Consider the following 12,393-nt stretch of genomic DNA (forward strand, 5'->3'; position numbering starts at 1 on the left):
CCCCAAAAGGAGAGCACCACCCCCCCCCCCCCCCCCCCCCCCCCCCCCCCCCCCCCCCCCCCCCCCCCCCCCCCCCCCCCCCCCCCCCCCCCCCCCGGCCCGTGGTGACTGCCGACGACGGCGTCAGTTGTCGTCCTCGTCGATGAGGAAGCCGCGCATCGGCGACGGCGCCTGCATCGGCTGCGGCGCAGCAGGCCGCACCGGAGCCATCGGCTGCGTCATGGCCGGAGACATCTGCTGCTGCCCGCCGTACGACGGTCCGCCCATCGGCGAGGGACCGCCCATCGGCGACGGGCTGCTCATCGGGGACGGGCCGCCCATCCCCATCGAACCGGCGGGGGCCATCGACGGAGACGGCGACGGCGGCAGCGCCGGACCGGCGGGGTTCCGCGGCGGGGCCAGGGAGTCGTCGGCCTGGGTCTCGAGCTGGCGCAGCTGCGACTCCAGGTAGGACTTCAGACGCGTACGGTACTCGCGCTCGAAGCCCCGCAGGTCCTCGACCTTGCGCTCCAGCGTGGCCCGCGCGGACTCGAGGGAGCCCATCGCGACGCGGTGCTTCTCCTGCGCGTCCCGCTCGAGCGCGTCGGCCTTGGCGCGGGCGTCCCGCTCCAGGCCCTCGGCGCGGCTGCGCGCCTCGCCAACGATCTTGTTGGCCTCGGAGCGGGCCTCCGCGATCGCCTGGTCGGCGGTCTGCTGGGCCAGGGACAGGACGCGGGCGGCGCTGTCACCGCCGGGGCCCTGCTGCGGAAGCTGCGGCTGCTGCGGCTGCATGGGCTGCATCTGCTGCCCCATCGGCTGCATCTGCTGGCCCATCGGCTGCATCTGCTGGCCCATGGGCTGCATCTGCTGGCCGAGCGGGTTCTGGCCGCCCATGGACTGCTGACCACCCATGGTGTGCATGGGTCCGCCCATCGGGCCGGGGCCGCCGGGACCCTGCGGGCCGCCGGGGCCACCCATCGGGCCGGGGCCGGCCGGGAGCTGCGGCTGGCCGCCGGGCAGCTGCGGCTGGCCGCCCGGGAGCTGCGGCGGGCCCATCTGCGGCGGGCCCTGCTGGGCCGGCGGGCCGGATATGGCGGCGGGCACAGGACCACCGGGGCGCTGGTCCTGGGGTTCCGGCTTGCGCATGCCCTGCTGCTGCTGGTTCTGCGCGGCGGCGCGCGTGGCTGCGGCCAGCTTGGCGCGCAGGTCCTCGTTCTCGCGCAGCAGGCGCGTCAGCTCGGCTTCGACCTCGTCGAGGAAGGCATCGACCTCGTCCTCGTCATAGCCTTCTCGGAGGCGGACGGTCGTGAACTGCTTGTTCCGCACGTCCTCGGGAGTCAGCGGCATGTCTTCTTCACCTCTACGTAGTCGTCGGCAGTCGGCAAGACCGTATCGGGACTGTCCCCGCGCGTGCGGGAAAGCTCATCGCTCACACGCTTCTCGCAGCGGTGCTCACGAAGCTGATGAGGATGTAAACGATGATCATCAGAACGAAAAAGGACAGGTCGAGTGCCACGCCCCCGAGACGCAACGGCGGAATGAACCGCCGGAGAAGCTTGAGCGGCGGATCGGTCACAGTGTAGGTCGCCTCCAGGACGACCACCATCGCCTTCCCGGGTGTCCATGAACGTGCGAACTGGAAGACGTAGTCCATCACCAGTCGGAAGATCAGCACGATAAGGAAGCACATCAGCGCGATGTAGACCACCTGCAGTGCGACACCCATCCCGCGCTTCCCTCTCCCCTGCTCTCGCTCTGATTCCGCCCCGCGTCTGACGGATCGGTCTAGCTTTGGTTGAAGAACCCGCCCTCCGCGATGCGGGCCTTGTCCTCCGCCGTGACATCGACGTTAGCAGGCGAGAGCAGGAACACCTTCTGTGTCACGCGTTCAATGCTGCCGTGCAATCCGAACACGAGACCGGCTGCAAAGTCGACAAGTCGCTTTGCATCCGTGTCGTCCATCTCCGTGAGGTTCATGATCACCGGAGTGCCCTCACGGAAGTGTTCCCCGATGGTACGGGCCTCGTTGTAGGTCCGGGGGTGCAGCGTCGTGATGCGGTACGGCTCCCGCTCGGAGACGGCCTTGGGCATGATCACGGGGGCGTTCTTCTCCACGTTCGAGCGTTCAGGTGTGATGGATGCCACGGGGGCAATTCGCGCAGGACGTCCACTTTCGACCGGCAAGGGAGTGGGTTCCCGTTGCGGCGGGGGCTGCACGGCTCGCACCGGTTCTTCCGGTACGGGCGTTTGGTGCACGGGCTGCTGCTGGCGCCGGCGATCACGCTCCGGTTCCGGCTCGGGTTCGAACTCGTCGTCGGGGTCGTACCCGGGGTTGTCGTACCGGTCGTCCTCCACGAGGCCGAGGTAGACCGCCATCTTGCGCATCGCGCCGGCCATTCTCTGAGTCCTCCGCTCTGTGGTGGATCGCCCTGTCGCAGGTGTGTCGCTGTGTCACCAAAGTCACCAACTGCCCGCGATCCACGTGGTCTGTCCGCCCTCCAGCGGGAATGACCATATTTTCTGCTGTGGTCCGACTTTCTTCGCGACGTTACCCGAGCCGGGGTCTCGCGCCGAGTACCGCAGTGCCGACGCGTACATGTGTCGCACCGGCCGCAACGGCCTCTTCCAGGTCTGCACTCATTCCGGCCGACACCATCGTGGCAGCCGGATGGTCCGCGCGCAGGCGGGATGACATTTCCACCAGCCGCTCGAAAGCGGCCCGTTCGCGCCCCGCGTAGGGACCGGCCAGCGGAGCCACGGTCATCAGACCGTCGATCCGCAGTCCCGGCGCCCCCGCAACGAGGTCCGCGAGTTCGGCGAGCTGCTCGGGAGCCGCGCCGCCGCGGCTGCCGCGCTCCCCCGACTCGGCGTCGAGGGCGATCTGCACGAGGCAGCCGAGCTCCCGCCCGGTCTGCTGCGCCGCCGCGGACAGCGCAGTGACCAGCCGGGGCCGGTCGACCGACTGCACCACATGCGCATATCCGGCGACGGAACGGGCTTTGTTGGTCTGCAACTGGCCGACGAAGTGCCAGGTGAGCGGCAGATCCGCGCAGGCCGCCGCCTTGGGGGCGGCGTCCTGGTCACGATTTTCCGCAACATGACGGACACCCAGCTCCGCCAGCAGTCGTACGTCGCTCGCGGGGTAGGTCTTGGTGACGACGATGAGCGTCACCTCGTCCCGCGCGCGCCCCGCGGCGGCACAGGCGGAGGAGATGCGCTCCTCCACCCGCGCCAGGTTCTCCGCGAGTTCCGCCTTACGATCCGTCATCAACTAGTCCAACCAGACATATCCGGCAAGCCGCCCGGTCACCCGGTCGCGGCGGTACGAGAAATGGTCCCGCGACTCCAGTGTGCAGACCGGCGAGCGGTGCCTGTTCACCACCCCCGCCTCGGCGAGCTGGGCGTGCACCCCTTCGACCACGTCGACCGCGGGGGTTCCCCAACTCGTCTCGGCCCAGGCTGCCGGGACGGCCTCGGCCACCTCGTCCCGCATGGCGGCGGGCACCTCGTAGCAGCGCCCGCAGACCGCGGGGCCGGTGCGGGCGATGATCCGCCCCGGCTCGGCCCCGAGCGAGACCATCGCCTCGACCGCGGCGGGCACCACCCCGGCGACCAGCCCGGGCCGTCCCGCGTGGGCGGCGCCGGCGACCCCGGCGACGGGGTCGGCCAGCAGCACCGGGGTGCAGTCCGCGGTGAGCACCGCCAGGGCCAGGCCCCGGCGGGCGGTCACCACCGCGTCCACCTCGGGCACGGCCTCGCCGGGCTGCCAGGGTCCGGGGACCACCGCGACGTCCCTGCCGTGCACCTGGTTCATCCAGACCACCCGGTCCGGCTCGATGCCCAGGGCCTTCGCCGCGATCGCCCGGTTCGCCAGAACGGCGGCCGGGTCGTCTCCGACCGCGCCGCCGAGATTGAGCTCCTCGTACGGAACGGCGCTCACCCCGCCCCACCGGTCGGTGAAGGCGAAGTGGGCGCCGCTCTCGCTGTGCTGCCCCAGTGTCACTTCAGGAAGTCCGGTACATCCAGTTCCTCGGCCGGGCTGTCCTGGTAGGGACGGGCCGTGGGGACCTGCGGTGCGGGGGGCGCGACCTCGATCGGGGCGACCGGCTCGACGGGGGCCGGGGGCTCCTCGCGCGGGGTCACGGTGCCGAGGCCGCCGAAGGCCGGGCGGACCGGCTCGGGGGCGCGGACCGGGGCCGGCGCGGGCTCCTCGCGCTTGGTGGACGCGGCACCGATGACGTTGTCGCGGCGGGCCGGGGGCTGCCCGCCGTCGAAGCCGGCGGCGATGACGGTGACCCGCACCTCGTCGCCGAGGGCATCGTCGATGACGGCGCCGAAGATGATGTTCGCCTCGGGGTGCGCGGCCTCGCTCACCAGCTGGGCGGCCTCGTTGATCTCGAACAGGCCGAGGTCCGAGCCGCCGGAGATGGACAGCAGGACGCCGCGGGCGCCGTCGATGGAGGCCTCCAGGAGCGGCGAGGAGATCGCCATCTCGGCGGCGGCCACCGCGCGGTCGTCGCCGCGGGCCGAGCCGATGCCCATGAGGGCCGAGCCGGCCTCGGACATCACGGACTTGACGTCGGCGAAGTCGAGGTTGATCAGACCCGGGGTGGTGATGAGGTCGGTGATGCCCTGGACACCGGAGAGCAGGACCTGGTCCGCGGACTTGAAGGCGTCCAGGACGGAGACCTGACGGTCCGAGATGGACAGCAGCCGGTCGTTGGGGATGACGATGAGGGTGTCGACCTCTTCGCGCAGGGCGGCGATGCCGTCCTCGGCCTGGTTGGCGCGGCGGCGGCCCTCGAAGGTGAACGGGCGGGTGACCACGCCGATCGTCAGGGCGCCGAGCGAGCGCGCGATGTTCGCGACGACCGGGGCGCCGCCGGTGCCGGTGCCGCCGCCCTCGCCCGCGGTGACGAAGACCATGTCGGCCCCCTTGAGGACCTCCTCGATCTCCTCGCGGTGGTCCTCGGCCGCCTTGCGGCCGACCTCGGGGTTGGCTCCGGCGCCGAGGCCCCGGGTGAGTTCCCGGCCGACGTCGAGCTTGACGTCGGCGTCGCTCATCAACAGGGCCTGTGCGTCCGTGTTGATGGCGATGAACTCGACGCCTTTGAGGCCGACCTCGATCATCCGGTTGATGGCATTGACACCACCGCCGCCGACACCGATGACCTTGATGACTGCGAGGTAGTTCTGCGGTGCTGCCACGTCGAAGGCCTCTCGCCTCGAGTTACGTGTCGCCGCCTCGCGGGCCTGCGCTGCGACGACTGATGCCGAAATGTGGGACGGTCCGAACGCGCCGACCCGAACCCTAACCCTGAAGTTTAGGGTTAAGTGTGTGCCTGTTCCCTGGACTCTTCCGAACAGGACACTAAGTCGACAAGTAGCGCGTGTTCAACGAACACGCCGAACCTCCCGTTTTTCTTTTCACCCTATGTGATCACCCGTATCGGTGGCCAACCAGGGTGTGTCGCCGCGCGACCGAACGTCAACTCCCGGACACCGCAGGGGCGGTGGGAACGCTCACGTCGAAGTGGGCAGCTCCGGGTGCGGCTTTGAGCAGAGCGGTCAGCGCACGCCCCTTCGCCTCGCCCTGCTCCCCGCTCCCCCACACCACCGTGCGCCCTCGGGTCAACTCCAGCACGATCGAGTCGTACGAGCCCACCTTGACCTGCGCGGTCTCCTTGGCGACGGCCTCCGGGAGGTCTCCGGCGACGCCGACGGCCTCGCGCAGCAGCCGCTCCTCGTCGAAGCGGCGGCCGCTCGGCGACTGCGCGGCGTCCAATTCCAGGAGCGGTACGCCGTCGGGTGCTTTCGCAACCGTGTCGAATCGCACACCCGAAGCGTCCACTTCCACGAAGTTGGCGTCCTTTTTGATGAGCAGGACGGGTTTGCGTTCCGTCACTTCGAGACCGATTCCGCGGGGCCAGGCCCGGACCACATCGACCGAATCGACACGGGGCAGTCGCTCGCGGACCCGCTGCCCGATCTCGTCGGTGTCCACGGCCACCAGCGGGGCGCCGACCGGCACGGCCGCGGCGGCCAGGACCTGTTCGGGGGTCAGCACCTGCGTGCCGCTCGTGGTCACCTTCTCGATCCGGAACCACGAGGACCCGTAGAGCACCCAGCAGACGCCGGCGGTGAGCAGCGCGGTGGCCGCGGCGACCGCCACCAGGCGGCCCCGGCCGCGCAGCCACCGGACGAGGCGGAGCACACCGGGGCCCGCTGCGGACAGGGCCTTGGCGACCTTGGCGACCTTGGCGGCCTTCGTGTACTTCGAGGCCTTCGGCGGCTTCGAGGGCTTGGCGGCCTTCGGGGCCTTCGCGGGCTTCGAGGGCTTGGCGGCCTTCGCGGTCTTGGCCGGCTTCGCCGGCTTCTGCTCCTTCGGCGCCCGGGGCGGCTGCGGCGACGCGGGCGGCTTGGGGGAGCCGGAGCCCTTGCCCTTGCGGGCGGGCCGGTCGGAACCGGGTGCCCCGCGCTGTGCGGTGTTCGCTCCGGCCACTCCTGTGCCTCCTGCGTCTGCGCTGTACCGCCTCAGCGGTTCCGGTGGGCGGCGATCGCCTCGTACACCATCGCGACCAGCAGCTCGTCGGCGTCCCGGCGGCCGAACTCGGAGGCGGCGCGGGACATCTCGTACAGGCGGTGCGGGTCGGACAGCACCGGCAGGACGTTGCCGAGCACCCAGTCGGGCGTCAGCTCCGCGTCGTCGACGAGCAGGCCGCCGCCGGCCTTGACCACCGGCTGGGCGTTGAGCCGCTGTTCGCCGTTGCCGATCGGCAGCGGGACGTACGCGGCGGGGAGCCCGACGGCGGAGAGTTCGGCGACGGTCATCGCGCCCGCGCGGCACAGCATCATGTCGGCGGCGGCGTACGCGAGGTCCATCCGGTCCACGTACGGTACCGGGACATAGGGCGGCATCCCGGGCATGTTGTCGACGTGCGGCAATTCGTTCTTCGGACCGACCGCGTGCAGGATCTGGATTCCGGAGCGCTGGAGGGTCGGGGCGACCTGCTGGACGGTCTCGTTGAGGCGGCGGGCGCCCTGCGAGCCGCCGGACACCAGGAGGGTCGGCAGGTTGGGGTCCAGGCCGAAGGTGGCGCGGGCCTCGGGGCGGGCCGCGGCGCGGTCCAGGGTGGCGATGGTGCGGCGCAGCGGGATGCCCACGTAGCGGGCCCCGCGCAGCTTGCTGTCGGGCGTGGAGACGGCCACGGCGTGCGCGTAGCGGGAGCCGATCTTGTTGGCCAGGCCGGGGCGGGCGTTGGCTTCGTGGACGATGATCGGCACGCCGAGGCGCTTGGCCGCGAGGTAGCCGGGCAGGGCCACGTAGCCGCCGAAGCCGACGACGACGTCGGCCTTGGTGCGCTCCAGGATCTCCTCGGCCGCCTTGATGGTGCCGCGCAGCCGCCCCGGGACGGTGATGAGCTCGGGGGTGGGCTTGCGGGGCAGCGGGACGGCGGGGATCAGGCCCAGCTCGTATCCGCGCTCGGGCACGAGGCGCGTCTCGAGCCCGCGCTCCGTGCCGAGGGCGGTGATGCCCACGGAGGGGTCCTGCCTGCGCAGGGCGTCCGCGAGGGCGAGCGCGGGCTCGATGTGGCCGGCGGTCCCTCCACCGGCGAGTACGACATGCACCGAAATTCACCGCTCTCCGGACGGACGCCTCGTGGCGCGCCGTCTCATCGACTTCCATCTCTGCCCGGTCCGCTTCCAGCCGGACTTCGGCTGGCGCATCGCGAGCGCCGCACGCGCGGCAGGCTCCTCCCGCGCGAAGGCGATGAGCAGTCCGACCGCGAACATGGTCGGCAGCAGGGCGGAGCCCCCGTACGAGAACAGCGGGAGCGGGACTCCGGCGATCGGCAGCAGGCCGAGCACCGCACCGATGTTGATCACGGCCTGGGCCGTGATCCAGGTGGTCACGCCTCCCGCGGCATAGCGTACGAAGGAGTCCTCCGTGCGTCCGGCCACGCGGATACCCGCATAGCCTAGAGCCGCGAAGAGGGCGAGTACCGACAGCGTCCCCGCCAGGCCCAGTTCCTCCCCGGTGATGGCGAAGATGAAGTCGGTGTGGGCTTCCGGCAGTTGCCCCCATTTTTCCACACTGGCCCCCAAACCGGAACCGAACCATCCGCCTGAGGCGAGGGCGTAGATCCCGTGTACGGCCTGCCAGCAGAGGTCGTTTTTGCCCGGTTCGGTCGCGCCGAGGCAGGCCAGCCGGTCCATGCGGTGGGGGCTGGTCTTGATCAGCAGTGCGACGATCACACCCGCGAAGGCCAGCACCGCCACGAAGAGCCGGGTGGGGGCGCCCGCGAGCCACAGCAGGCCGAACAGGACGGCCCCGAGGATCACGGCGGTGCCCATGTCCCCGCCCAGCATGATCAGCCCGAGCAGCAGGAAGGCCACCGGGACCAGCGGCACCAGCAGGTGCTTCCACTGGGTCAGCAGGCCCTTGTCGCCCTTGCGGGCCAGCAGGTCGGCGCCCCAGAGGATCAGCGCCAGCTTCCCGAACTCGCTGGGCTGGAGCATGAACGGGCCGCCGAGGGAGATCCAGTTCTGGTTGCCGTTGATCGACACCCCTATCCCGGGGACCTGGACCAGGACCATCAGGAACAGCGTGCCGGCGAGCACGGGGTAGGACAGCGCCCGGTGCAGCTTGACCGGCATCCGGGAGGCGGCGAGCAGCAGCCCGGTGCCGATCAGGGCGGCGATGAACTGCTTCTTGAAGAAGTACGCGTCGCCCAGGCCCAGCTGGAGCGCTTTGATCATCGAGGCCGAGTAGACCATCACCAGGCCGAGCACGGTGATGAGCAGCGAGCTGCCGAAGATCAGATAGTACGCGGTGAGGGGCCGGTCCCAGGCCCGGCGCAACTGCCGCTGGGTGCGCCGCAGCCGGGTCAGCGGCCCGCCCCCGGCGGGCCGCCTCGCTCCCGGCACCGGGCGTCTGCGGCCCTGCACCTTGACGGCCCGCAGGCCCTTCAAGGGCCCCGCGGCGGCCTTCCCCGCGGGCGGCCGCCGCCCCGGCAGTACCTCCTTGGCCGGCATCTGTGACCTTCCCCTCCACTCGTACGAGGCGAGCAGCCGCCCGGTCGGGAAGGAGCCTCCTGCCTGACCTAGGCGCCTTCGGCGGCCAGTTCGCGCACCGCGGCCGCGAATGCGTCCCCGCGCTCGTTGTAGTTCGCGAACATGTCCATCGACGCACAGGCGGGTGCCAGCAGGACCGTGTCACCGGGTTCGGCGAGCCGGGCCGCCTCCCGGACCGCCGCGAGCATCGCCCCAGTGTCGGTCCGGTCGAGGTCGACGACCGGGACATCGGGGGCGTGTCGCGCCAGCGCCCCGGCGATGAGCGCCCGGTCGGCGCCGATCAGCACCGCGCCGCGCAGCCGCTCGGCCGACTTCTGCACGAGCTCGTCGAAGGTCGCCCCCTTGGCGAGGCCGCCCGCGATCCACACGACGGGCTCGTACGCGGCCAGGGAGGCCTCGGCGGCGTGCGTGTTGGTGGCCTTGGAGTCGTCGATGTACGCGACCCCGCCGACCTCGTCCACGTACGCGACCCGGTGGGCGTCCGGGCGGAAGTCGCGCAGCCCGTCGCGGACCGCGCGCGGCGGGACGCCGAAGGCGCGGGCCAGGGCCGCCGCGGCGAGCGCGTTGGCGATGTTGTGCGGGGCCGGCGGGGTGACGTCCGAGACCTCGGCGAGTTCCTGGGCGTTCTTCTGCCGGTTCTCGACGAAGGCACGGTCCACGAGGATGCCGTCGACGACGCCGAACATGGAGGGGCCGGGGGCGCCGAGGGTGAAGCCGATGGCGCGGCAGCCCTCCACGACGTCGGCCTCCTCGACGAGCCGCTCGGTGGCGGGGTCGGCCACGTTGTAGACGCAGGCGACCGTGTTGCCCTCGTAGATGCGGCCCTTGTCGGCGGCGTAGGCCTCCATCGAGCCGTGCCAGTCGAGGTGGTCCGGGGCCAGGTTGAGCACGGCCGCCGAGTGGGCGCGCACGGAGGGCGCCCAGTGCAGCTGGTAGCTGGAGAGCTCGACGGCGAGGACGTCGTACTCCTCCTCGCCGAGCACCACGTCGATGATCGGGGTGCCGATGTTGCCGACGGCCGCGGTCTTCAGGCCGGCGGCCTTGAGGATCGAGGCGAGCATCTGGGTCGTGGTGGTCTTGCCGTTCGTCCCGGTGATCGCGAGCCACGGGGCGGCCTTGCGGCCGGGGCGGGACTCGCGCAGCAGCCAGGCGATCTCCACGTCGCCGACGACGTCGACGCCGGCCGCCGCCGCGGCGGCGAACAGCGGGCTGTCCGGCTTCCAGCCGGGCGAGGTGACGACGAGGCCGGTGCCCTCCGGCAGCGTCTCGGCGTCGCCGAGGCGGACGGAGATGCCCAGGTCGGCGAGTTCGGCGGCCTTGGCGCGGTGGCCCTCGCCGTCGCCGCCGTCCACGACGGTGACCGATGCGCCGAGGCCGGCCAGGGCGCGGGCGGCGCTGATGCCGCTCACGCCGAGACCGGCGACGGTGATGTTCTTGCCCTGCCAGGAGGTCACTTGTCGGCTGCCCATCCAGCGTAGAAGAGTCCGAGTCCGACGATCACGCACATGCCCTGGATGATCCAGAAGCGGACCACCACGAGCACTTCGGACCAGCCCTTGAGTTCGAAGTGGTGCTGCAGCGGTGCCATCCGGAAGACGCGCTTCCCGGTCAGTCGGAACGAGCCGACCTGGATGACCACCGAGAGGGTGATGAGCACGAAGAGGCCGCCGAGGAGGGCGATCAGGAACTCCGTGCGGGAGCAGATCGCCAGACCGGCGAGCGCGCCGCCGAGGGCCAGCGAGCCGGTGTCACCCATGAAAATCTTGGCGGGCGAGGTGTTCCACCACAGGAAGCCGAAGCAGGCGCCCATGAGCGCGGACGCGACGACCGCGAGGTCGAGCGGGTCGCGCACCTCGAAACAGGCGTTGGGGTTGGTCAGGGTCTGCGCGTTGGCGCAGGACTCCTGGAACTGCCAGACGCCGATGAAGGTGTAGGCGCCGAAGACCATCACGGCGGCGCCGGTGGCCAGGCCGTCCAGACCGTCCGTCAGGTTCACGCCGTTGGACATGGCCAGGATCATGAACAGCGCCCAGACCACGAACAGGACGGGGCCGATCGACCAGCCGAAGTCGTTGACGAACGACAGCTTGGTGGAGGCCGGGGCGAGCCCGCGGGCGTCCTTGAACTGGAGGGCCAGCACGGCGAAGGCGATGCCGACGATCAGCTGGCCGGCCATCTTGGCCTTGGCCCGCAGGCCGAGCGAACGCCGCTTGACGATCTTGATGTAGTCGTCGAGGTAGCCGACGAGGCCCATGCCGGCCATCAGGAAGAGCACCAGCACGCCGGAGAACGACGGCGTCTGGCCCGTCAGCACCTTCGTCAGGGCGTACGCGATGAGCGTGGCCAGGATGAAGGAGATGCCGCCCATGGTGGGCGTGCCCTTCTTCCCGAGGTGGCCGCGCGGGCCGTCGTCGCGGATGAACTGGCCGTAGCCCTTGCGGGCCAGCAGCTTGATCAGCAGCGGGGTGCCGATGACGGTGAGGAACATACCGATGACACCCGCGAACAGGATCTGCCTCATCGGCCGGCGACCTCGCCCTCGGCGCCGTCGAGCAGCGCCTGCGCGACCCGCTCCAGGCCGATCGACCTGGAAGCCTTCACCAGCACGACGTCACCCGGGCGCAGTTCACTGCGCAACAGGTCGATCGCCGCCTGCGCGTCGGACACGAGCACCGACTCCTCACCCCACGAACCCTCGTTATAGGCGCCCAGTTGCAGCCAGGACGCTTCCCTGCCCCCGACTGCGACGAGCTTGCTCACGTTGAGCCGGACGGCAAGCCGTCCCACCGCGTCGTGCTCGGCCAGCGCGGAGTCGCCGAGCTCGGCCATGGGACCGAGCACCGCCCACGTGCGCCCCCCGTTCGCCCTGGCGGCGCCGCCCATGGCGGCCAGCGCACGCAGTGCGGCCCGCATGGACTCGGGGTTCGCGTTGTAGGCGTCGTTGACGACCGTGACGCCGTCCGCTCGCTCGGTGACCTCCATCCGCCACCGGGACAAGGTGCCCGCCCCGGAGAGCGCGGTGGCGATCTCGTGGACGGACATGCCCAGCACGTGGGCGACGGCGGCCGCGGCAAGCGCGTTCGACACGTGGTGCTCACCGTACAGGCGCAAGGTCACTTCGCCGCACCCGGTGGGTGTGTGAAGTGTGAAGGAGGGCTGTCCGGCAGGTGTCATCCGGACTTCCGAAGCCCGTACGTCGGCGTCCTCGGCCTCGCCGAAGAGCAGCGTACGGGCCCCGGGGGGGGGGGGGGGGGGGCGCCGCGGGGGGGGGGGGGGGGGGGGGGGGGGGGGGTCGCGCTTCCCGCGCGGATGGGGGGGCGTGGGAACAGTTCCCCACTC

At 71.1% G+C, this 12,393-nt stretch carries 11 protein-coding genes and 1 pseudogene; all 12 read right to left on the reverse strand.

Annotated features, from left to right (window positions below; all coding sequences use genetic code 11):
- Nucleotides 1-123 precede the first annotated feature (123 nt).
- On the reverse strand, nt 124-1,326 hold the full coding sequence (locus AC068A_RS22925) for a DivIVA domain-containing protein (protein WP_478587616.1): 1,203 nt from the start codon (nt 1,324-1,326) through the stop codon (nt 124-126).
- An 82-nt stretch (nt 1,327-1,408) separates the two neighbouring features.
- On the reverse strand, nt 1,409-1,705 hold the full coding sequence (locus tag AC068A_RS22930; protein ID WP_030155988.1) for a YggT family protein: 297 nt from the start codon (nt 1,703-1,705) through the stop codon (nt 1,409-1,411).
- Nucleotides 1,706-1,764: 59 nt separating this feature from the next.
- Nucleotides 1,765-2,376 (reverse strand): cell division protein SepF, encoded by a 612-nt coding sequence (locus AC068A_RS22935; protein ID WP_478587618.1) that lies wholly within the window; start codon nt 2,374-2,376, stop codon nt 1,765-1,767.
- A gap of 151 nt (nt 2,377-2,527) precedes the next feature.
- Nucleotides 2,528-3,247 carry a YggS family pyridoxal phosphate-dependent enzyme gene (locus AC068A_RS22940; protein WP_478587620.1) on the reverse strand — a complete coding sequence of 240 codons (720 nt, stop codon included), beginning with the start codon at nt 3,245-3,247 and terminating at the stop codon, nt 2,528-2,530.
- A 3-nt stretch (nt 3,248-3,250) separates the two neighbouring features.
- Complete coding sequence (gene pgeF, locus AC068A_RS22945; RefSeq protein ID WP_478587622.1) at nt 3,251-3,982, reverse strand: peptidoglycan editing factor PgeF; 732 nt, start codon at nt 3,980-3,982, stop codon at nt 3,251-3,253.
- Nucleotides 3,979-5,187 (reverse strand): cell division protein FtsZ, encoded by a 1,209-nt coding sequence (ftsZ, locus tag AC068A_RS22950; protein WP_478587624.1) that lies wholly within the window; start codon nt 5,185-5,187, stop codon nt 3,979-3,981. The genes pgeF and ftsZ overlap by 4 nt, the downstream gene beginning before the upstream one ends.
- A gap of 280 nt (nt 5,188-5,467) precedes the next feature.
- Nucleotides 5,468-6,172, reverse strand: a complete 705-nt coding sequence (locus tag AC068A_RS22955; RefSeq protein WP_478587650.1) for a cell division protein FtsQ/DivIB — start codon at nt 6,170-6,172, stop codon at nt 5,468-5,470.
- Nucleotides 6,173-6,513: 341 nt separating this feature from the next.
- On the reverse strand, nt 6,514-7,608 hold the full coding sequence (gene murG / locus AC068A_RS22960) for an undecaprenyldiphospho-muramoylpentapeptide beta-N-acetylglucosaminyltransferase (RefSeq protein ID WP_478587626.1): 1,095 nt from the start codon (nt 7,606-7,608) through the stop codon (nt 6,514-6,516).
- A 6-nt stretch (nt 7,609-7,614) separates the two neighbouring features.
- Complete coding sequence (gene ftsW / locus AC068A_RS22965; protein WP_478587628.1) at nt 7,615-9,015, reverse strand: putative lipid II flippase FtsW; 1,401 nt, start codon at nt 9,013-9,015, stop codon at nt 7,615-7,617.
- Nucleotides 9,016-9,083: 68 nt separating this feature from the next.
- Nucleotides 9,084-10,523, reverse strand: coding sequence for a UDP-N-acetylmuramoyl-L-alanine--D-glutamate ligase (gene murD, locus AC068A_RS22970; RefSeq protein ID WP_478587630.1), 1,440 nt, complete (start codon nt 10,521-10,523; stop codon nt 9,084-9,086).
- A complete protein-coding gene (gene mraY, locus AC068A_RS22975) occupies nt 10,505-11,575 on the reverse strand; it encodes a phospho-N-acetylmuramoyl-pentapeptide-transferase (protein ID WP_478587632.1) in 1,071 nt (356 codons plus the stop codon). The genes murD and mraY overlap by 19 nt, the downstream gene beginning before the upstream one ends.
- Nucleotides 11,572-12,288: pseudogene (locus AC068A_RS22980) on the reverse strand (glutamate ligase domain-containing protein); the annotation flags it as partial. The pseudogene AC068A_RS22980 and the gene mraY, both read right to left, overlap by 4 nt.
- Nucleotides 12,289-12,393 lie beyond the last annotated feature (105 nt).

The organism is Streptomyces sp. NPDC043854, from assembly GCF_056436005.1.